Source organism: Rhizobium acaciae, from assembly GCF_025941625.1.
In the GTDB taxonomy this organism is placed as follows: domain Bacteria; phylum Pseudomonadota; class Alphaproteobacteria; order Rhizobiales; family Rhizobiaceae; genus Rhizobium; species Rhizobium acaciae.
Genome location: NZ_JAPCZO010000015.1, coordinates 1 through 21,475 on the forward strand (window position 1 = coordinate 1; position 21,475 = coordinate 21,475).

General features: G+C 59.8%; 20 protein-coding genes. 11 read left to right on the top strand and 9 right to left on the bottom strand.

The window, feature by feature from the left end; translation table 11 throughout:
• The 3 genes from OLZ32_RS23070 to OLZ32_RS23080 all read left to right on the top strand — a co-directional run.
• On the top strand, positions 1–443 hold a 443-nt coding region (locus OLZ32_RS23070), incomplete at its 5' end, for a hypothetical protein (protein WP_264422863.1).
• Between the two features lie 132 nt (positions 444–575).
• Complete coding sequence (locus OLZ32_RS23075) at positions 576–749, top strand: tyrosine-type recombinase/integrase (RefSeq protein WP_264422865.1); 174 nt, start codon at positions 576–578, stop codon at positions 747–749.
• 53 nt (positions 750–802) lie between these two features.
• Complete coding sequence (locus tag OLZ32_RS23080) at positions 803–1,159, top strand: hypothetical protein (protein ID WP_264422867.1); 357 nt, start codon at positions 803–805, stop codon at positions 1,157–1,159.
• A 125-nt stretch (positions 1,160–1,284) separates the two neighbouring features.
• Here the strand turns inward: OLZ32_RS23080 and yghX are convergent, their stop codons facing one another.
• From yghX to OLZ32_RS23105, 5 genes are all read right to left on the bottom strand, one after another.
• Positions 1,285–2,172, bottom strand: a complete 888-nt coding sequence (gene yghX / locus OLZ32_RS23085; protein WP_264422870.1) for a YghX family hydrolase — start codon at positions 2,170–2,172, stop codon at positions 1,285–1,287.
• Positions 2,173–2,285: 113 nt separating this feature from the next.
• The gene (locus OLZ32_RS23090) at positions 2,286–3,971 is read right to left on the bottom strand and encodes a carboxylesterase/lipase family protein (RefSeq protein ID WP_264422872.1); all 1,686 of its coding nucleotides are present in this window, start codon (positions 3,969–3,971) and stop codon (positions 2,286–2,288) included.
• A 76-nt stretch (positions 3,972–4,047) separates the two neighbouring features.
• On the bottom strand, positions 4,048–5,673 hold the full coding sequence (locus tag OLZ32_RS23095; RefSeq protein ID WP_264422874.1) for a carboxylesterase/lipase family protein: 1,626 nt from the start codon (positions 5,671–5,673) through the stop codon (positions 4,048–4,050).
• Between the two features lie 67 nt (positions 5,674–5,740).
• Complete coding sequence (locus OLZ32_RS23100) at positions 5,741–6,349, bottom strand: HD domain-containing protein (protein WP_264422876.1); 609 nt, start codon at positions 6,347–6,349, stop codon at positions 5,741–5,743.
• 50 nt (positions 6,350–6,399) lie between these two features.
• The gene (locus OLZ32_RS23105) at positions 6,400–7,713 is read right to left on the bottom strand and encodes an MFS transporter (protein ID WP_264422878.1); all 1,314 of its coding nucleotides are present in this window, start codon (positions 7,711–7,713) and stop codon (positions 6,400–6,402) included.
• 100 nt (positions 7,714–7,813) lie between these two features.
• Between OLZ32_RS23105 and OLZ32_RS23110 the strand changes: the two genes are divergently transcribed.
• Positions 7,814–8,713, top strand: a complete 900-nt coding sequence (locus OLZ32_RS23110) for a LysR family transcriptional regulator (RefSeq protein ID WP_264422880.1) — start codon at positions 7,814–7,816, stop codon at positions 8,711–8,713.
• A gap of 198 nt (positions 8,714–8,911) precedes the next feature.
• Here the strand turns inward: OLZ32_RS23110 and OLZ32_RS23115 are convergent, their stop codons facing one another.
• Together OLZ32_RS23115 and OLZ32_RS23120 are read right to left on the bottom strand one after the other, a co-directional pair.
• Complete coding sequence (locus tag OLZ32_RS23115) at positions 8,912–10,987, bottom strand: tripartite tricarboxylate transporter permease (protein WP_264422882.1); 2,076 nt, start codon at positions 10,985–10,987, stop codon at positions 8,912–8,914.
• A gap of 114 nt (positions 10,988–11,101) precedes the next feature.
• Positions 11,102–12,136: a Bug family tripartite tricarboxylate transporter substrate binding protein gene (locus OLZ32_RS23120; RefSeq protein WP_264422884.1), complete on the bottom strand. Its 1,035-nt coding sequence runs from the start codon at positions 12,134–12,136 to the stop codon at positions 11,102–11,104.
• A gap of 318 nt (positions 12,137–12,454) precedes the next feature.
• Between OLZ32_RS23120 and OLZ32_RS23125 the strand changes: the two genes are divergently transcribed.
• From OLZ32_RS23125 to OLZ32_RS23140, 4 genes are all read left to right on the top strand, one after another.
• A complete protein-coding gene (locus tag OLZ32_RS23125; RefSeq protein ID WP_264422886.1) occupies positions 12,455–13,660 on the top strand; it encodes a LysR substrate-binding domain-containing protein in 1,206 nt (401 codons plus the stop codon).
• Positions 13,661–13,790: 130 nt separating this feature from the next.
• Complete coding sequence (locus OLZ32_RS23130; RefSeq protein WP_264422888.1) at positions 13,791–14,762, top strand: VOC family protein; 972 nt, start codon at positions 13,791–13,793, stop codon at positions 14,760–14,762.
• A gap of 63 nt (positions 14,763–14,825) precedes the next feature.
• Positions 14,826–15,368, top strand: a complete 543-nt coding sequence (locus OLZ32_RS23135) for a carboxymuconolactone decarboxylase family protein (RefSeq protein ID WP_264422890.1) — start codon at positions 14,826–14,828, stop codon at positions 15,366–15,368.
• A gap of 29 nt (positions 15,369–15,397) precedes the next feature.
• A complete protein-coding gene (locus tag OLZ32_RS23140; protein ID WP_264422892.1) occupies positions 15,398–15,940 on the top strand; it encodes an NADPH-dependent FMN reductase in 543 nt (180 codons plus the stop codon).
• Between the two features lie 72 nt (positions 15,941–16,012).
• Here OLZ32_RS23140 and OLZ32_RS23145 read toward each other — a convergent pair whose 3' ends face one another.
• Together OLZ32_RS23145 and OLZ32_RS23150 are read right to left on the bottom strand one after the other, a co-directional pair.
• Positions 16,013–16,870 carry a fumarylacetoacetate hydrolase family protein gene (locus OLZ32_RS23145; RefSeq protein WP_264422894.1) on the bottom strand — a complete coding sequence of 286 codons (858 nt, stop codon included), beginning with the start codon at positions 16,868–16,870 and terminating at the stop codon, positions 16,013–16,015.
• A gap of 125 nt (positions 16,871–16,995) precedes the next feature.
• Positions 16,996–18,231 (bottom strand): LysR family transcriptional regulator, encoded by a 1,236-nt coding sequence (locus OLZ32_RS23150; RefSeq protein ID WP_264422896.1) that lies wholly within the window; start codon positions 18,229–18,231, stop codon positions 16,996–16,998.
• A gap of 225 nt (positions 18,232–18,456) precedes the next feature.
• On the opposite strand from OLZ32_RS23150, the gene OLZ32_RS23155 reads away from it, so the two are divergent.
• The 3 genes from OLZ32_RS23155 (at position 18,457) to OLZ32_RS23165 (ending at position 21,475) form a co-directional block, all read left to right on the top strand.
• Positions 18,457–19,500: an ABC transporter substrate-binding protein gene (locus tag OLZ32_RS23155; RefSeq protein WP_264422898.1), complete on the top strand. Its 1,044-nt coding sequence runs from the start codon at positions 18,457–18,459 to the stop codon at positions 19,498–19,500.
• A 227-nt stretch (positions 19,501–19,727) separates the two neighbouring features.
• Positions 19,728–20,633: a substrate-binding domain-containing protein gene (locus OLZ32_RS23160; protein WP_264422899.1), complete on the top strand. Its 906-nt coding sequence runs from the start codon at positions 19,728–19,730 to the stop codon at positions 20,631–20,633.
• A complete protein-coding gene (locus OLZ32_RS23165; protein ID WP_264422901.1) occupies positions 20,630–21,475 on the top strand; it encodes an ABC transporter ATP-binding protein in 846 nt (281 codons plus the stop codon). The genes OLZ32_RS23160 and OLZ32_RS23165 overlap by 4 nt, the downstream gene beginning before the upstream one ends.

Below are 21,475 nucleotides of genomic sequence, written 5' to 3' on the forward strand. Positions count from 1 at the left end.
GCGTGAAGCCGGACGCCATCGCCAAGCCGACTGAAACAGCAGTCAAAAACGAGTTGAACACCACAGTCCGTTCGGCCGACGAAAAGCCAGTTGTTCAGGGTCATTCCGCAGCCGTGTCAGTCGACCCGGACACGACAGATGTCGAAAGCGCCACGTTCGGGAAAGCGGCTGATCCGGCTTCATCCAATGAGGCCGATATAACCGCGCACGCCGCACCAAAGTCCTCGAAGATTGACGAAAGTGCAGCGCGAAAGCGCAGCCGACAGGCCAAGAAAGCCGAAGTGGTTGATGTCTCTTCGCAACCCTCTCCACGCGTTTCGATCGTTTCTGACGATGCAATCAGCCTCGATGGCGAAATCAGGCTGCTCCGGGAGCAGTTGGCGATGAAGCTTCGACTTCAAAACGCACAATTGAAGAGGATGCTGGATCGATTCGAGCGCTGAACGCGGCATTACGACGTCGGCACAGCCGTCGTTACTTATATCCGGCATGGGCGACCTGCTTCACCCTGCCGCCGGTTATTTCTGCGGACACTCGCGCCGCATGTCGGTTTCGCCTCCGGCTGCGCAATAACGATGATTGCAAAGCAAGCACTCGAACGGGCCGGCATTGAAGGCTATGCGCACCAAGGCGCTCACCTCTTTCGCCACAGCCTTGCAACCGACCTCTTGCGGTCGGGGGCCAGATTCGCCGAGATCGGCCAATTGCTTCGTCACCGGAGCATCGACAGCACAAGGATCTATGCCTAACTCGATATCGAGAAGTTGCGCGAACTGAGCCTCCCTTGGCCGGGAGGTGTCCAATGAGCCGGCTTCGCACTGCGCTCAAGCGCTATGTCGGCATGCGCCAAGGGTTGGGATACAAATACGACGGTCCGGCGCGACGATTGTCAGAATTCGTCACGTTCATGGAGGCTCGGAGCGCCGATACCATCACGACTGACCTGGCAATGGAGTGGGTGACGTCGATGGGCCGACAGCCGAGTTGGTCCATCCGCCTGTCTGATGTGCGCTGCTTTGCCCAGCATCTCGTTCATTTCAATCCTCTGACGGAAGTGCCGCCAAGCGAAGCTGTACCGCCGGCGCGGCGCACAAAGCCCTACATCTACAGCGAGGGCGAGATCCAGGCGCTCTTGGCGGCTGCCTCGATGCGCTCATGATATTCAGCCAGGACCCCACTGATTTTGTCGTCCATGGTTCACTCTTCGAACTTTCGATATCGAAGAAGAGCGTCGTCGGTGGTCATCACATGTGCGATGCATCAACGAGCGACCTTCGGATCTGCTCACGCCAGATAGCGCGTAAACCAATCGATTGTTCGCTTCCAAGCCAGGTTCGCGGCGGCCTCGTCGTAGCGGGGCGTCGAGTCGTTATGGAAGCCATGGTTGGCGCCGGGATAGATGTACGCTTCATATGTCTTTCCGTTTGCCTTAAGGGCTGCCTCGTAGGCGGGCCAGCCTTCGTTCACGCCCTTGTCTAGCTCGCCGTAGTGGATTAGCAGCGGCGCTTTGATTGACGGAACGCTCTCGGCCTTTGGCTGACGGCCATAAAACGGCACAGCCGCCGCCAGCTCCGGATATGCAACTGCCGCGGCATTCGCGACGCCGCCGCCGTAGCAGAACCCCGTGATGCCGACTTTTCCTGTGGTCATGTCATTGGCCATGAGGAATTCGATCGCTGCGAAGAAGTCGTTCATCAGCTTTTCCGGATCGACCTTTTGCTGAAGCTCCCGTCCCTTGTCATCATTACCTGGATAGCCGCCGACCGACGTAAGGCCGTCTGGCGCGAGAGCGATGAACCCCGCCTTGGCGACGCGGCGAGCGACGTCCTCAATATAGGGATTGAGGCCGCGATTCTCGTGAACGACGACGATCGCAGGCAGCTTCCCCGTGGATTTCGCGGGCTTCACCAGGTAGCCGCGAACGTCACCGTTGCCCTTTGGAGAAGGATACGTGATGTATTCCGCAACGATGTCGGGATCGGTGAATTCTACCTGCGTCGCCAGCGCATAGTTGGGACTCATGGATGACAGAATGGCCGAGGCGGTCAGTCCGCCAATGGCGAATTTTCCCGCTCTGTCGAGGAATTCGCGTTTCGTGATGCGCCCGTGCGCATAGTAATCGTAGAGCTCAAGCAGCTCTTGCGGAAAGTCTTTAGCTGTCAGTCGTGTCATGGCTTTCCTCTCCTGTTGGACGCAAAGATCTTACGGATAGCGAAGGTCGCGTCATCTCAACATTTCGCGAAGAGAGCCGGCGTTTCAGGCGGCTCTCTTTATAAGGCTCTTTCCTAGAGCTTGAGGTCCTTTTGGTCCGCGAGCTTCTGGATGCGGATGATAGTCTCGCGATTGAGGGCATCCCGTTCCGGGTAGGGCGTGTGCTTGACCGAGAGCGCGTATCCATCATGGAATCGCATGAACGTCCCGTGAGTGGCCTGCGGCCATTCAGGCAGGTTCTTGCCGTTCGGATTTCCGGATTTCACGAAATTGGCGAGATACGAGGACATCGTATCTGCCATCCGATAATCGGCACCCGTCCAAAACCGCTGCCCCGGCTTCTCTCGGAGCGAATCCATGAAGTACCATAGATCTGACGAGTGGAACGAGCCGTAGAACTCGGCGTTCCTGCCCGGAGGCGAATGGTTGAAGTAGAAAGTGTAGACATTGAAGTTCGCGTTGCGGCGCTTCGCGATCTCGGCAGACAGCAGGTAGCCTTGTAGATTGTAGTCGGCCTTCGCCCTTAGAGACTTACGATATGCATCCTGAGGGTCTGAGGGGCGGTAGACCTTTTTCCAGGCGTCGTCGTACCCGATCTTCGACATCGCTTCGGCGAAGTCCGCATCCGAAAGGGTCTTGTCGGGGCCGCCCATGAGCGATGTGTACTCGTCCGACGTTCCGCCGAACATGATGTCGATGCCGTCGAGCGCGTCGAGCCGGAGGAGATCGACCGACTTGTCGGTGAAGACGTATCCGTCGATCGTATGTTGGGCAGGGGTATTCACCCCTTTATGCAGCGCTTCATAAAGCTGGGTCTTATTATCCGCCGCCTTCTGGGAGATGAAGTCGTCAGTTGGAATGGCGCGCAGATCGGCCAAGCTCATCGGCTTGCCGAAGACCTGCTCGACCGCCTTCTTGTTGGAGGCCTCACGTTCGGCAAGCGGCTGCATGGGTGACGAAAAGAAGCCGGTCTGGCCGCTTTCGATCACTGCGCGATGGAAGAGGCCTTTCGCCAGCGGGGAGCGAAGCAGCATCGATGAGTTGCGCGCGCCCGCCGATTGGCCACCAATGGTCACGTTATCCGGGTCCCCTCCGAAGCCCGCGATATTTTCATGCACCCATTGAAGTGCCTTGATGAGGTCGAGCATGGCGTAATTGCCGGACACCTTGTTGGGGCTCTCGGCGGAAAGCTCTGGCAGTGCAAGCCAGCCGAGCGCGCCGAGGCGGTACTGCACCGAAACGACAATGATGCCCTTTGCTGCGAGCTTGGATGCGTAAAACTCCATCTCGGATGCATTTCCATGGTGGTTCGCGCCGCCATGGATCCAAAAGTAGACAGGCAACTTCTCGTTCGCCCTCTTTGCAGGGGTCCAGACATTCAGATTCAGGCCGTTTTCGCTTGCTTTAGGGATAAACGCCGGGTCGAAGTAGAATTCGTCGCCCCAGAAGGCGCCGGTCGGATTGGTGTTCACGTCCTGAAGCCCTTGATCCCCCCAGGTGTCGGCCTTCTTGACGCCCTCCCATTTCTCAACTGGCTGCGGTGGCTTGAACCGATTTTCGCCACCAGTCGGCCCAGCGAACGGGATTCCCTTGAAGACCTCGACGCCTGGAACATCCGTATCCACGCCGCTGACCTTGCCGTCTTCCGTGGTAACGACGCCTATCGACGAGGCAGCGTGCGCCGTTCCGAGAGACAGGCTTATTGCAGCGACGCCTACGGCGGCTACCAGCAAGTTGGATTTTGCTGTTGTCATTCTCATCGGGATCTCCTCCTGGGATCTGCAGTCTCTGGCGAAGCGACGCCTCGCCGAGCGAGGCGTCCAATAGGCGCAGGATTCAAAGTGCTCCGGCTGCGTGCAGCAGCTTTCGATCGAGATCCACGGCGACGCGGCTCTCCTTGTCGAAGACCATGGTCGAGGGCGTGTCGCTCGTATAGGCAGGCCAATCCGGTAGTCCGTCAGCGCTCGGCTTACCATTACGGGCGAAGTTGACCCACGCCTGGCTCATCTTCTTGGAAAGTGCGAGTGCATCCGCACCGCCGCCTGTCGATGAGGTAACAAGGCCGGCATTAGCGAAGACGTAGGGAAGCTCCGCGCAATGCCACGCCATGGCAATTCCATCGAGCACCGGAGACTGGTAGGCGAACATATAGGAGTAGACCGGCGCGCCGTTCTGCTTTGCCTTCAGGTCGAGGTCGCGGATGGCGCCGGGGCGGAAGCGCAGGTCGATGAAATAGGCGTCGGCGACCTTCTTTTCCGGATAGGCGGCCAAGAACGCCTTGCCGACCGCGTCCGCCTTGTCGGCGAACCGCTCCTTCAGCTTGGCTGCCGTCTTTGCATCATCCCAGGCGTTCTTGTTGTCGGCGAACAGTTCGCCGGGCTTGTGATTGATAACGGTCTCGAATTCGTTCAACGTGTTCCCGACCATCAGCGGAATGTCCTTTGCCTGATCGACCCATTGCGTGCCGACCGGATTTTCCGGGATGTAGGCGCTATCCTGAACGGGAGCGTATCGGGCATCCTTGGCGCCTTGACCGGTGGCATCCTTGATCGCCTTGTCGGATGCTGCCAGCAGATCGTAGTAATCGACATCCGCAAGCTTATCGACTTCATCCGCCTTCAGGCCGAGATTGGCGAGCGTCAACTCTGCAACCTTGCGAGAAGATGCCTGATCGGTGACGGAATCCGTGCGCGATCCGCTCTGCACAATTGCCTTCTGGAAAAGACCTTTGGCGGCGGGCGTCCCCATCAGGGCGCGCACCTTGTAGCCGCCGCCCGACTGGCCGAATATCGTGACATTGCCGGGATCGCCTCCGAAGGCTTCGGCATTGTCGTGAACCCATTTCAGCGCTGCAACCAGGTCGGTAACGCTGGCGTTTCCGGATGTCTTGTATTTCTCGCCATAGGCGGAGAGATCAAGGAAGCCGAGAACGTTGAGACGATGGTTGAGCGTGACGACAACGACGTCGCCGTCCTTGCTGAGATTATGACCATCGTAGGAGGTCAGTTCGATACCGGAGCCGTTGGTGAACCCGCCGCCATGGATCCAGACCATGACCGGGCGCTTCTTTCCATCCTTGATGGCCGGTGTCCAGACGTTCAGGAACTGGCAGGCTTCGCTCATCGGCATGTAGCGATGCGGGTTGAAGAGCTCGTCGCCGGCGACCGCCTTCATCTGTGGTATGAAGCAGTTCTCCCCATATGTGACAGCGGTCCGCACACCTTTCCACGGAGCAACCTCCTCGGCAGGCATGAAGCGATCGGCATGTGCGTAGGGAACGCCTAGATAGCTGTAGACGCCATCCTGAAGCGCACCCACCAGGCTGCCTTTGCTCGTCACGACAAGCGTCTTTTCCTTGGACGCCACGAACTCGTCCGCAAACGCGGCAGCCGCTGCGACGACGAGCGACGAAGTCAGGACAGCCGCAGCAATTGCACGTGTTGCGGTGAAAGTTCTTCTCATCAACTTATCCTCCTGTCGTTGATTTCCTTAGCTTGTTCTATCTGTGGTCACTTTTCTGGAAAGCCAGCTAGTTCGATCGGAGCGGACGCATTGTGAGGTTCGCTCCCAGTCCTCCCGCTGTATCCGCCTCGACCAGGCCCAGTGTCGCGGCAACTTGCCACCAGCCGTGATCCGCCTGCCGGACGATCATGCATTCAGAACTCACGCCCGTGTGGTTTCCCTCGAACGAATGTCCGACCGCGATGTGTGCGACTTCGTCCGGCAGACCCACGGTCAGACAGACGTGCATGCCGAACACCGAATGACGAAACGTCGGAGACCCGGATTGAGCTGGCGACGTCTCCCATCGCCTCCTGTTGTCGGGATCGAACTCATATGGCTTGCCCACATCGTGGCAGGCGGCGCCCGCCAGCAAGATGCCCCAGTCGATCGCGATGGCGGGGTAGGCCGCCTGGAACTCGCGGGCGATGGCATTGGCATATCGAAAGACGCCGCGGACATGGACTGCCTGCGTGCCGCGTTTCAGAACGGGCGACCCCGGATTCCCGTGTGGCGGTATATCAGAGAGCCTTTCGAAGCCCGAGCAACACAGCGAATATGTCCAGGCCTCGATCGTCTTCGTACGAAGCTCAGGGTCAGGGATCTCGGCGATCTCGGGGAAATCCTCGAGAACCATTCGTCGCGTTTCTTCGGTGACCTCCCGGCGAGGCCGAGCGTAGTGGTACGTCATGGGTGAGCCTGCTGAGTTTGAAATGAAGGTTGCCGCGACGATCGATCCGTGAACTCCGGCTCGATCGGCTGCCGCGTCATCGTCAGCGTCGAGATGGCGCCCAGGAGAAGTAGCGCTGCGGCAACCATGAAGGCCCAATCGTAGCCGCCGGTCCCGGCAACGACATAGCCGGTGATGATTGGTGCGATGAGGCCGAAAAGATTACCTCCGAGGGCCGTGATGGCGATCACCCGGGAGACATCCGCCGGGTTGCGCAGGAGGTCGCTGGCGAGCGTGAAATTCAGGCCGGCGCCGGTGGTCGAGCCCGTCAGCACGAGGGTGAGCACGACAAGCAGCTCGGTCAGATTTCCTACGGATGGCGCCAGCACGATGAGGAGCGACAGTGCGGCCATGGCAGCGATGAAGTAGCGACGGGCGCCGCTCCGGATATTCTCCGACGACAGGATCTTGTCACTGGACCAGGCAATCGCAACGCTCAAAACGATCGTGATCAGGTAGGGAACCGCTGTAAGGTAGCCTGTGTTGAGCGTCGAGAGTTCGCGGGTCGACTGCAGGAAGGTTGGCAGCCAGGTCAGAAACAGATAGGCGGTATAGACGAGACAGGCCTGCGTGACGACAAGTCCCCAGACGCTCGTCTGCGACAGAAGATAACGAAGGCTCGACGGCGCGACCGGCTCGGCATTCACCGCTTTTCGATCTCCATCCCGCTCGGCAAGAACCTTGATACGCTCCTCGGACGAAAGCCACTTTGCCTCCTCAGGTTCGGCATACCAGATCCACCAGGCTGCCAACCAGACGTAGCCGAGCAGTCCCAGCAGCACGAATGTCGTCCGCCAGCCTGCCGCCTCGACCAGTCCAGCAGTCACCAGGGCGCCGAGTGCAGGGCCTGCCGATGAGCCGCCGTTGAAGAGTGTCGTTACCAGCCCGCGCTCGCGTTCGGGAAACCAGTTGCGGATGATACGGCCGCAGGCAGGGAAGGTCGAGGCTTCGCTCGCGCCCATTGCAAGCCGCGCCGACAGGAGACTGGCGAACCCGGCGGTGGCAGCGGTCAGCGCGGTCGCCGCCGACCAGATCGCGATCCCGCCGCCGACCATCCGCTTCGCGCCCACGCGCTCCACGAGGAGCCCGATCGGGATGAGGCAGATCACATATGTCCAAAGAAAGCCGGAGAACAGGTAGCCCATCTGGACCGGGGTGAAGCCGAACTCTTCCACGATCGGTTTAGACGCAATCGAAAGGGCGATGCGGTCAACGTAGTTGATGATGACTGCAGTGAATATGAGGATCGCAATCCATGTCCGCTTTGGCATTCAGGCTTCCTCCCAGACAACCTTCTTGACGCGAAATATTCGATGCATAAGTTTCATTTGTCTAATTGGTAGTCTTGTCCTCATCCCATAGGGAATCCAAATGAATCGACCATCGATACCGCAACTCGAAGGATTCTTTTGGACGGCCCGGCTTGGGAGCGTGCGGAAGGCGGCAGATCGCCTGAGCATCACGCAGCCGACGCTGTCCCTCCGGCTGAAGCAGCTTGAGAGCGAGACAAGCGCACCGCTGTTCGAAAGACAGGGAAGGGGTCTGCGCCTCACTAGGCATGGGCATCTATTCTTTACCAGAACCGCGACGGTGCTCGAGGCCTATAGCGACCTTGCCAACCTTTCCGGAGCACGCGAGATCGAGGGGCCAGTCCGCTTCGGCGTGGCGGAAGGGTTTGCCGTTGCCTGCATGCCGCAGCTCATCGCCAACCTCCGGGCCGATTTTTCACTTCTGCGGCCCGAATGGGTGGTCGCGACCAGCGACGTCCTGGAGCAGTCGCTGATGAACGGCGACCTCGATGTCGCAATCCTGGTCGATCCCATCGGGCTGCGCGACGTGCGCCTGTCCGCGCTTGGGGTTCAGACCAACGACTGGGTGTCTTGCACGGAATTGAAGGATGTCGGTAATACACCGGGCCAGCTCTCCCAGTGGACGATTGTCACGACGCCACCGCCGACCGCCATGTATCGAACGACGGTCGGCTGGTTTGCAGGGGAGAAAATCACGCCGGAGAAGACCTGCCTGTGTTCGAGCCTGAATGCGGCGCTGCAGCTCGTGGCGGCGGGGACCGGGATCGGGATCTTCCCCTCGAGAGTCGTCGACGCCTATCCACTCAAGGGCGCGCTGCGGAGTATTGAGACCGTTCCGTGCCTGAACGACGGGCGGGTCTTTTTCGGTGACAGGAGCGCCTCGGACGAGGCCAGAAGTCACGCTCTCTTGAGAACGGTCGAGCGTACGGCAAACGAACTCAGATACTTCAAGCCTGACTGACGAGAACTGCGCAGCGCTCGCTACGAAATAGCGCGAGCGGCGGCTCTGTTCACTCCTGCGACGGACACCGTATTACCTGGGCGGCGATAACGGCAGGCGCCGAGAAGGGCTGCCCCGCGCGTTGATCGAACCATGTTTTCCTCCCTGAAATCGGTTCTTTGTCACGGTGTCGGAGGCAGCCGGGGCTGCCTCCGTTTTTCAAAGCGAAGGAATGATGTCGGCCAGCCATGGGTAGGCAGTCCCGAGCAGGGTCGGCGGCCAGGCGAGCGTCAGAAGCTTGGCGAAGACGATGTAGACGAAGACCGTCAGGCCGATCGCCTGTCCGATGACAAGCTTCCACGGTTCCCGCGCTTCCAGCCGCATGTAAGCGACAACGAAGAGCGGAATGGTCGGGATCAGGCCAATGATCGCCATCGAAGCCATGAAGGCGAGGAGCCAGCCGAAGAAGATCGCGGCGCGAAGCATGGTGAGGCCTGGCGGCACGTGGTCCGTGTCGCTGACCATGTCCATGTGCAGGTCCTCTTCCACGTCGTACTCGATACGTTCGGCGAGCGATGGACCAGCCGGAGCACGGCTCCATGCGGACTGCAGAAGGCTTCCGAGGATGGCGACGAAGGCGACACACGCGACGATGCGCGGAACGAGCGCTGACGATCCGGCCCAGCTGCGCGTTTCGAACGTGAGGTAGGCGATGCCGAGCAGCATGACGACGGAGAAGATATCCGTTGCGTGGAACTTCATTCCGCGACGGTCTGTCACAACCTTGACACCGGATGCACGCTCGGCGCGCTTCTTCTTGATGACCGGGCCGACCAGGCCATAGAGCGCGATGCCGAGGAAGATCAGCACGACGGGGTGCAGAAGCCACGCGATGCCGTCGAGTTCGATCGAGATGAACATGTAGCGCTCGATCGCGGCACCCAGCACGACGCCGAGGATGAGAGGTGGGCGCGGCCATTTCAGACGCTTCATCACCCAGCCCAACACACCGAAAATCAGAAGCGCGATCAAATCGCCCCATTCGCGCGAGCCGCCATAGGCGCCGATATAGATGATGCTGAGAACGCTCGGTAGGATGAGCGTGTAGCGCAGCGTCGCAAGTCTCGCGAAATATCCGCTGAATGCGTAGCAGAGACCTGCGCCGAAGATGTTTGCGATGGCGATGCTCCACACCATCGAATAGGTGATGGAGAGGTTCTTGCCGAGCATGTCGGGGCCGGGGATCAGACCCTGCGCGATGAAGGCGCCGAGAATGATCGCCATGCCGGCGCTGCCCGGAATACCGAACGCGACCGTGGTCAGCAGCGAGCCGCCTTCCTTGGCGTTGTTGGCGCTTTCCGAGGCAATGACGCCGCGCACGTCGCCGCGTCCGAAAGTCTTCTTGGCGTCCTTTTCGGTCTTGCTGGCATGGCCATAGGCCATCCAGTCGATGACGGCGCCGCCGATGCCCGGAATGGCGCCCATCGCCGCGCCGATCCAGCTGCAGCGCATCACCAGCCACCAGTGGCGGAAACTGTCCTTGGCACCTTGCAGCATGCCACTCTTGATGCTGAAACGTGCCTTGTCCGAAATCGAGGTCCGGCCGATCGCGAGATCGCAGAGTTCGGGCAGAGCGAAAATGCCGAGCGTGATCGGAACGAGAGGCATGCCGTCCCACAGATAGATGCTGTCGAAGGTCCACCGGAATGTGCCCGTGCGCGGATCGGTGCCGATCATCGCGATCATGATGCCGATGCAGGCTGCGGCCATACCCTTCAGCGGTGCATTGCCGCTGAGCGCTGCAACTGTCGAGAGGCCGAGAATGGCAAGTGCGGCCATTTCCGGTGTTCCGACATGCAGCATGATCGGGCGCAGAACCGGTACGGCCACCGCCATCAATGCGGCGCCGAACAGTCCGCCCATCAGGGAGGACATATAGGCGGCGCTGAGGGCACGCCCGGCTTCCCCGCGCTTGGCCATAGGCAGGCCGTCGAGAACCGTTGCGGCTGATCCGGCGCCGCCGGGAACACCGAACAAGATGGCCGGAATGGGATCGCCCGTCGATGTCGTGGCGCCCAGCCCGAGCAGGAAGGCGAAGGCGGTGTAAGGGTCCATTGTGTAGGTGAAGGGCAGCAGAAGCGCAGTTCCGGCGAGACCTCCGATACCCGGAAGGATGCCGAGGATGACGCCGAGAAGTGCTGCGAAAGCGAGCACTGCAAGGCGCATGGGGTCGAAGATGATGACCAACGCGTCCCACGCGGCGCCAACCATGCTTACGTCAACAACGGTATTCAAGTGTCAGTCTCCTGCTCACGGCATCTCAGGTCTGGCCAGACCCCAAAGGTTCGTGACCGGCCGCCGCGCGGGCATTTGAGCGCGCGGCCTTTATCGGTCTTACGGGAGCTGGTCTCACTTCGGAGTGAGCAGCTTGCGCACCTTCTCGAGAACCGGCTCCGGGGTCTTGTAGAGTTCAGCGATGACTTCCTCGACTGCCGCGCCATTGATCGGATCGACTGCGGAATTGATCTTCTTCATCGCCTCCAGGAATTCCGGATCGGCGGCCGCGGCGTCGAAAGCCTTGCGAAGTGCGGCAAGTCGATCTTCCGGAACGCCCGGCGGGACCGCGAAGGGCCGGCCGGCCTTCAGCGGGCCGAGCATGAACTTGGCCAGCGCGATCGTGTCCGGGTCCTTGGCATAGTCCATGATGCTCGGGACGCCGGGAAGGTTCGGGTCCTTCTCAAGGGAAACCTGCAGCAGGACGTTGATCTTCTTATCCTTCAGCCATTGCGCTTCACTGCCGGCCATCAGGCTGTTGACTGTCTGCATGCGGCCCTGCACTTCGCCGCGCTCCATCGCGAGGCCGACGGCTTCGTTACCTTCATAGCCGGTGACGATCGCGAATTTCGCGCCGAAATAGTCATTCATCATCGCCGCGAATGTACGGTTCTCGTTGGCGAAGGAGGTTGCGCCGATCTTCACCGGCGTCTTGAACAGGTCGTCTGCCTTGCTGACAGGCGCCGTGTTCCAGGTGATGACCGTATAGTTTTCCTTGTTCAGGCTGCCGAGCCAGCGAAGCTTGCGCGGGTCAAGCTGCTTGTTCTGCTCCGAAACGAGCGGCAGATAGAAGTTGTTGCGCTGCAGCAGCGCGATGACAGAGCCGTCCTTCGGCTGCGAACTCTGCAATTGAAGCGCCGCCTGCATGCCGCTCGCGCCGGCCTGGTTGACGATGATCATCTGCGGCTTGCCGGGGATGTGCTTGGAGAAGTATTTGGCGAATTCTCGGGCGAAGAAATCGCTGGCACCGCCTGGTGCAGCACTGACGACAAGCGTCACGTTGTGCTTGCTATAGAATTCCTCGACCGTCTGGGCCTTGGCGATGCCCAGCGATGTAGCCGCGAAGCCCGCCGCAAGTCCGCCGATCTTGATGAGTTTGTGCAAGTTCATGTGGTCCTCCCGAAACCATTGCCGTTGTCATATGTCGTCTTCATCGCCGAGACCTTGCCTGAGTGCGAAGCGCTCAGCGGGGCGTGAAGTGATGGCGAGCGAAACCATCGCCGACGATGTGTTGAGAGCTAACTGATAGCGGGAAACGTGGGAATATGGCGTTCCGCGAATATTATCAGCCCGCACGGGCTTCTTATTGCCCGTAGGGAAAGCCGGCGGATTTTCCGCGCAACAAATGAATGACGAGGATTTGTCGTGCCTTGATGCGTCTTTGTTGATATGCCTTCGTGACGAAAAGAGGGTCTGGAGGAGGTCCACTTGTCCAATTCTAGCCTGCGGCATCTGCGTGCGTTCCAACTGGTCGCCAAGCTCCAGAACGTCAGGAAGGCCGCCGAGGCCGTCCATCTCACGCAGCCGGCCGTGACGCTTGCCATCGCCAAGATCGAATCGCAGATGGGTGCGGTTCTCTTCGAACGCTCGAGCCGGGGAACATATATGACGAGCGCCGGCAAGATTCTTGCGGCGCGAGTGGACAGGATGTTCGATCAGATCGACGAGGCTTTGGCGTCCGTCGATATTCATCGCGGCAATACGGCTTCCTACGCAGCTGTGATCGATCGAATCACCAGGCCGCAGGTGCGGGCGCTTTGCTCGGTCGCGAGCGGCGATCTTGCCAATATAGATGAGAGTGCCATCTCTCGCGCTTCGATCTATCGGAGTGCGCGGGAACTCGAGAAATGCCTTGGAAAAGCATTGATGGTTCGCACCGTCAACGGCCTTACCGTTACCGAAGCCGGTGCCACTCTGGGGCGCAGGCTTTCGCTGGCGCTGCAGGAAATCACCTCCGCGCTTGAGGAAATCCTTGCGGAAGAAAACAGAGGCTTTGGCGAGTTGCGCATCGGCGCCATGCCGCTTTCCGGAAGCTTCGTCGTCGGCCCCGTGCTGAACGATCTCACCCTTCTGTATCCCGAGGCGACGCTGGAAGTGAAAGTCGGTGAGATCCAGCAGCTGACCACCGATCTTCAACATGGCGATATCGACATGTTCGTCGGCATCCTCTCCGGTGGCGACGACATGGCAGAAATCGAGCGGGAGCATCTGGTCGTATTGCCCTATGTTATCGTAGCGCGTTCGGGGCATCCTTTGACGCGTAAGAGCGATCTTACGTATGAGGACCTGGAAGGCTATGACTGGGTCGCTCCCGGCCCGCACGCTGCCCGGCGCGCGACCTTCGATCTCCTCATTGGGAATCTGCGGCGGAAGCCGAACACGATACAGGTGACGTCGCTGGCCACCATGCGGCTCCTGCTTTCCGGCTGCGACCGGCTGGCGCTGGTGACGCGCTTCGAACTCGAGCAGGAACGGGAACTCGGAACGCTCGTCGAACTGCCGTTCGGCCCGATCGAGCCGATGCATTCGCTGGGGATTGCGCGGCGCGCAAACTGGATGCCGACCCCGCTGCACCAGAAGTTCATCGAACTCGTGCGCCGGCAGGCGGGCAAGATCATTGCGGCAAAGAGCTGATTGAAACGGCAGGAACTCGCCACGTCCTGCCGAACTTATCGCTTGCCCGCCAATTCTAATCAGCGCCGCCGTTCGGGACGTTTAATAAGGATAGCGACAGTTTTGCCGCATCCAGAGGGCGTTCCAAGCCATGACCAATGTCTACTGCAATCCTCCATTCCGGATCACCAGGACGAGCCACGTTTGTGTGACGACGGGCGATCTGGAGACATCCTCGGCGTTTTATCAGGACATTGCCGGTCTAAAAATCAGTTATCAGGACGACGATGCGGTCTATCTTCGCGGTGTCGAGGAAGTATGCCATCACAGTTTGGTTCTCCGAAAATCCGATCAGCCGGCGAGTTGCGATGCAATCGGTTTCCGCGTCCTGCACGACAGCGATCTTGATGCGGCAGAGCGATATTTCAAGGATCTGGGAGAAAACGTCGAGTGGATCTCCCGGCCCGGTCAGGGGCGCACCCTTGCCGTGAACCATTCCTCCAATGTGCGTTTCGAGCTGGTTGCGGAAATGGAAATGCGGCCGCGGGGACTGGATGAATACCAGTCGCCGCGCGGCGGCCGGGCGCTGAGGCTGGACCACGTACAGGTCGTGGTGCCGGATGTGGGCCCAGTCGGCGACAAGTTCATCGACATGGGTTTCCGTGCTTCGGAAGCGATCGTCGAACCCGACTCGCAAAAGCGCATCGGTCTCTTCCTGCATCGCAAGAACAACCCGCATGATCTTGTGCTCGCGATGGGCGCCGGCCCCCGCCTGCATCATTTCGCCTATGTCGTTTCGGATCTGCAGATGCTTTTCCGCGCCTGCGACATCGCCGGCACAATGGGGGTCGGCAACGAGGTGGAACGCGGACCGGGCCGACATGGTCCGGGCAACGGCACCTTCGTCTATTTCCGTGATCCTTCCGGCCACCGGCTGGAACTGATCCTGCCGCCCATGCAGTACATGGACATGGAAGAGCAGACGCGCATCTGGAGCGCCGGCGAAAAGCACATGATCGTGCCGTGGGGAGCGCCGGCGCCGCAGCGCTGGCGGGAGGAGGCCACACATTTCACCGATGTTCCCCTGAGCGACGGCGCGCTGGCGCGCTGGACATCCAGGTAAGCGGGCGATTCGTGCAACGGCTTGTGGCCTTCGCGATACAAGGAATTTCAAGGGAGTAGGATGATGACAGAACAACGCAGCAATCGCGTGATCGAAATCGATCGCGCCAATCTGGATGACTACCAGCAAAGGGTGATCGCGCGTCTGCAAAGCGGACGCGGCAAGGTGCTGACACCCTACAAGATCTGGATTCATTCGGCCGGTGTTGCCGACGGCATGGAAGTGCTGGGCACACACCTCAACACGGCGAGCAGTTTCGACGAAGCGGAACTGGAGATTGGTATCCTGATGACGGCCGTGTTCTGGGGATCCCCATTCGTCATCAATGCTCATACCAGGCACAGCCGCAAGGCGGGTATCGATGACGCAGCGATCGAACAGATGCTCGCTCGCGCTCCCGCCTCGTTTGCGGACAAGCGGCGCCAGGCGGTTCACGACCTTGTCAATGATGCACTTGCAGGCGGCTCCATCGAAGACGAGGCCTATCGCGCCTACGAGGGAGTTCTGGGCCGCAAGGGCATCGCGGAACTCATTGCCCTTGTCGGTTACTATACATCCGTAGCGATCGGGATGTGGATGCATGAAGTGTTGCCCGCCGCCCAGTAAGGCACGGGTCGGTAAGCAGGAAACGCAATATGAAGAATATTCAGATTATTATCGGCAGTGTCCGTCCGTCACGCATAGGCGACCAGATCGCGGCTTGGGTAAAAGGCGTCGTCGACGGCAGCGATGGCGCGTCTTTCGAAATCGTCGATCTCAAGGACTGGCATCTGCCTTTGGATGATGAGCCGAACCAGCCGAAACATGGAGGATATCTCCAGCCTCACACACAGGCCTGGAGCGACAAGGTCAAGCAGGGCGACGCCTATATCTTCCTGACGCCGCAGTACAATTGGGGTTATCCTGCATCGCTCAAGAACGCGCTGGATCACCTCTATTACGAATGGGAAGGCAAGCCGGCTGCGATCGTCAGCTACGGTCACAGGGGTGGCGTCAGGGCCGCCGAGCAGTTGAGGACGGTGCTGACGGGACTTCACATCAAGACGGTCGCCACCGATACGAATCTGTTTCTCAACCACGACCTGCTGGACGATCACCATCGGCTCGCCAACCCTGCCGGCGCCTTTGCGGAGGCTCGGCCGGTGCTTCTGAAGGCCATCGGCGAACTCTTCGCCTGAAACATCAAAGCGCCGCGCATCCGGAAGGACACGCGGCGTTCCGGCTTTCATGAAACGCTCCATCGCGAAGGATCATGCCTTCTCACGGGTGACGCGGTTCTGAAGTGTGCCGATCCTGCTGATCGAAACCTCGACCACGTCGCCATCCTTAAGGAAGACCGGAGGCGTGCGTCTGGAGCCGACGCCGGCCGGGGTGCCCGTGGCGATCAGGTCGCCGGGATGTAGCGGAATCCACTGGGTGACATATTCGATCGTATCCGAGACCGACCAGATCATATCCCGCGTATTGGCCTTCTGCATGGTTTCGCCGTTGACCCGCAGTTCCAGGTCGAGGTCCTGAACATCCGGAATTTCGTCAGCCGTGACGATCCAGGGGCCTACGGGTCCGGTTCCAACGAAATTTTTGCCGGCGGTCACCTGAGACGAATGGCGCTGCCAGTCACGCACGCTACCTTCGTTCATGCAGCTGTAACCGAAGACCTTGTCCAGCGCTTCCGAAGCCGGGAGATAGCGGCCGGTCTCTTTGCCGATGACGACCAGCATTTCCGCTTCAAAATCGAGCATGTCGGATATCTTCGGAATGACCATCGGATCGCCATGGGCGATCAGCGTTTCCGGCCAGCGGGCAAACAGCATCGGCTTGTCAGCCGGGTTTCGAACGCCTTCCTTCTTGTGCTCTTCGTAATTCAGGCCGACGCAGATGATCTTTCCGGCATCCGGCACGACGGGCAGCAGGCGCACGTCGTTGAGCGCGTAGTCGCTGATGCCGGCCTTGATAAGCGCCGCCACTTCGGCCACCGGATTTTTCGTAATGAAATCTAGGATGTTAAGATAGTCAGGGCCAAGCCGCGTCGACAAGTCGATGACATTGTCCCCCTCGACCACGCCGTAATGCTCTTTGCCCTTGACCTCGAATGATATGATCTTCATCGCCTACTCCTCTCATCTGCAGGGCCGCGAAAAGGACGGCCAGAACAGGCGGTATAACGTCCGGCTTCAAGTGGCTGCCAATCAGATTCCTGTCGTCGGCCATTAAACGAGCGCGCGGGGAGGTCTCAATCGACCTCTTCGGGTGGGCTTGGCATAGCGTCTTTGGCCAGTTCCTGCAGGATCGACAGGAAGTTCTGCTGCAACTCGGTCGGAAGCCAGTCGGAACGGATAATCGAGCCGATCACCCTTGAGGATGTCGGCAGGGGGAAATCCAGCACGCGCAGAAGATCGAGGCGGTCCTCGAACATGATCTGGTCGCGAGACAGAAGGGTGACGCGGTCGCCGTTCAGCAGCAGGTCGCGCGTCAGGCCCATGGAGCTTGTTTCCACGATCGTTGTCGGTCGCGGCTTCAGGGTTTCGAAAAGCGCTTCCACGGCGATGCGACGCGGCGTTCCCTGGCGCGGCAAAATCCATTCGTACTGCCGCAGATCACTTTCATCGACATGCCTGACGTTGCAGAGCGGATGTGCTCTGCGGACGACCAGGCAATAGGGGTCCGGAAACAGGGGGCTTTCGTCGACGTCGCTGCCGAGCGGATCCGGCCGTAGCGTGCCGATGATCACGTCGATCCGACCGGTCTGCAACCAGTTCAGAAGCGCCTCGAACGGGCTTTCGACGATCTGCGCCTTCATGCGCGGGAATTTTCGCGACAGCTGGCCAAGCCCTTGCGAGACCAGCAGCGATGCACCGAGCGGCAGGATGCCGATGACGATCGTGCCGTGGCTTTCGCCCTTGATCGCTGCAAGCTCGTCCTGACCGTATTGCACCTCCTTCATCGCGAGGCGAAGCTCGCGCGCCAGTTCCCGCCCGATGCGTGTCGTCGCCTTGCCCTGCGATGTCCGGGAAAACAGCGTTCTGCGAAGAATGGTCTCGATATCCCGGGCATGCCGGTTGAGCGACGGCTGCGAAATCCCGAGCGCTGCGGCCGCGGCGGAATAGGAACCATGTTCATCGATGGCGATGAGGGCGGAGATCTGCACGGAGGTGACGTTGCCAGGCATGGGTTCGGCGACGCCCCTTGTGCCGCGTCCGGCTTCCGCGGCGGCCGCAAGCGCAATTTCGATACGTCTCAGCGCACGCGCCACGCGGATGCGGAACACCTCGCCTTCATGAGTGACGAAACTGCCATTGCTGCGCCTCTGGAAAAGCGGCAGCCCGAGGGAGGCTTCCAGATTGGCAATCGACTGGCTGATGGCGGATTGCGACAGATGCAGCTTCTCCGCCGCCTGGCTGATGCTGGCAAGCGATGCGGTCGCTTCGAAGGCGCGCAACTGACGCAGATTCGGTTCCCAATCGCTCATTCGGTTCGACCCTCTCTGTAGCTAAAACTGATATCTGCGATCGGCCAATTAATTTTGCAAGCGCAATTTATTAAGGCACTCTCCAGGTTGAGGAGTGAGCGTATCCCTTTTCAATCCCCTTATTTCCGGCCTTGAGGAGGGCCTTCAGGCGGATCGGAAAAAGTGGGAGGGAACGCGCGACACAAACTGACAGATTGTCCTATTTTCGTATTCCGGGAGGAAAACATGAAAACTGATGGCTTCAACGTATCGCGCAGAGATATCCTGCGAATGGGTGGCGGCGCACTGGCGCTGGCTGCGGCAGGCCCGATGAGCCAGGCGATGGCCGCCGGCAAGCCGGCGACCCTTCCCTATACTGTCAATATCGTCAACACGAGTTCCAACGCGACGCTGGTGCTGCAGGCACTGCTCGACCAGCTAGGCTATCTAACCGATTTCAACGTCAAGACGACCACCACCAACGTCGCCGACGGCACCAAGCTGATGGGCAGCCTGATCAGCACCGAGAGCGATATCTGCGTTCTTTCGGGCTTCTCGCAGGTCCTTCCGGCGATCGAAAAGGGCGCCAAGCTCAAGGTCGTCGGCGCCGCCAACCAGTTGATCGCCCAGGCGCTCTACAGCAGCGATCCGAGCATCAAGAAGGTCGAGGATCTGAAAGGCAAGACGGTCGGCACCGGCGCGCTCGGCGCATTGCTGCACCAGATGATGGTCGCTCTCCTGCGCAAGCATGGCGTCAATCCGGCAGACGTGCAGTTCGTCAATATCGGCAGCAGCGCCGCCGTCTTCAAATCGGTCGTCGCGGGCAAGGTTGCTGCCGGCCCGGCCATGACTGATGTCTATGACCAGCAGCAGCAATATGGCGTGCACGCGGTTGCCGACTTCTGGTCCGAACTGCCGGAATATCCCTATCAGGGCTCCTATGCCTCGCAGAATGCGATCGACACCAAGCGCGAAGGCCTGATCCGCGTTCTGGCGGCCTATTGCAAGATGTACCGCTTCATGATGGACGATCCAAACGCGAACGAAGCCTTCATGCAGGCCTACAAGGCCGCCGTCGGCGCGTCGGAAGAAGCGCAGGGCCGGATGATGATCAAGTTCACCCGCGACTATAAGACTTATAGCCGCGACCTGATTCTCACCCAGAAACAGATCGACTATATGCAGGATCTCAACCTCGAATTCGAGATCCAGAAGGGCAAGCTGGCCTTCGACAAGGTCGTCGATCTTTCGCTTGCCAAGGAAGCGGTGAAGCTGGTCGACGCCGGCTGATGGGTCGTCATCAGGCGCGCACTTTCCATCTTTACGCGGCACCTTGATGCTGAAGTCGGCGCGCCGATATGCGCCGACCACGCGCGAAACGGCGCGAAGCCCGCGACGTCTTGAAGGACGTCGGCACGGCAAAACAACCATCAAAAAGGGAATACAGGCGATGGTTTTCAATTTCCTTCAATCAGCCTTTTCCGCGTCCGCGGCAGGTTCAAAAGCGGTGGCGCGTCGTGGCTGATCTTGTGGCGACCGATAGGATCCGCATCGCACTCGGTGATTATCCGATCACGCTGCCGATCAAGAAGAATGGCACTACTGAGACCGGCGGCCGCTTCGAGTTCGAGGACATCGTGCCGATCACCAAGGCTTTCAAGCCGATGATCCGCAAGAATGCCTACGATATCTCGGAAATGGCGATCGCGACCTATGTGCAGGCACGGGCGTTCGACAAGCCGATCTGGCTATTGCCGGCGGCACTGCTGGCGCGGTTCCAGCACAAGACGATCGTCTCCAATTCGGAATATTCGACGCTGCGTCCCAAGGATCTCGAAGGCAAGACGGTCGGCATCCGCTCCTATTCGCAGACAACGGTCATGTGGGCACGCGGCATTCTTTCCGCCGAATACGGGGTCGATCTGAGCAGGATCAACTGGCTCACCTTCGAAGACGGGCACCTTGCGGAATATTCCGACCCGCCGAATGCGCGCCGCGCGCCGGAGGGCAACACTGTCGCGGCCATGCTGCAGGCCGGCCAGATCGATGCCGGTATTATGGGCAATGACCTGCCGAAGGATGACCCGCGTCTGATCACGGTCATCGAGGACCCGAAGGGCGATTCCAAGCGGGGCTACGAGAGCAACAGGGTCATTCCGATCAATCACATGGTCGTCGCCTCGCAGGCCCTGATCGAACAGCGGCCCGAGATCGTCAGGCAGTTCTTCGACATGCTGGTCGCCAGCAAGGCGGCCGGTCACGGCGCGACGGATGCCGGCCTCGACATCAACCCGATCGGCATCGACACGCTTCGTCATTCGCTCGAGGCAGTCGTCGAGCACTGCCTGGAACAGAAACTGATCGATCGTCGGCTCACCGTCGATGAACTCTTCCACGACAAAACCCGGGAGCTCGGCCGATGAACCAGGCTGCTTTGAAGAAAGAGGATTTGATGACCGTCAACCCTTCCCAGAAGGTCAAGCTCGGTGTCTCCAAGATCAACAAGACATTCCGCATCCGCAATGCCGCCGGCCAGCCAAGTTCGCTACTGCCGGTGCTGCGCGACATCAGCTTTGACGTCTATGAAAACGAGGTCGTGTCGCTGATCGGCGAAAGCGGTTGCGGCAAGACGACCCTGCTTCGGATAATTCAGGGGTTGATCCGCCACGATGCCGGAGCGATCAGCGTCGATGGCAAGGAAGTGAAGAGTGCCGGCCGAGACCGCGGCTTCGTGTTCCAGCAGCCGAGCCTGCTTCCGTGGCGCACCGCGCGCGAAAATGTCGAGTTCGGCCTTGAGCTTCAGGGCATGTCTGCCGCGGATCGCGTCGCGCGTGCCAAGACGCTTCTGGCGCTTGTCGGGCTTGGACATGCGGCCGAGCAGTTCCCGCATCAACTGTCCGGCGGCATGCAGCAGCGCATCGGTCTGGCACGGGCGCTGGCGATCGACCCTTCTATTCTGCTGATGGACGAGCCCTTCAGCGCTCTCGACGCACAGACACGCGAAGTGCTGCAAAAGGAATTGCTGCGCATCCAGGCGGAGACCCGCAAGACCATCCTTTTCGTGACCCACGACCTTGATGAAGCGATCTACCTGTCGAACCGTATCATCGTTCTTGGTGCAAAACCGGGCAGGGTGAAGGAAGTCATCACGCTGCCCTTCTCGTCGGAACGGCCGGAACTGCCGGTGATGCGCGGCGATCCGCAATTCCAGGCGATCCGCACCCGTATCTGGGACCTGATCCGCAGCACGCCGGCAAACGCCTGA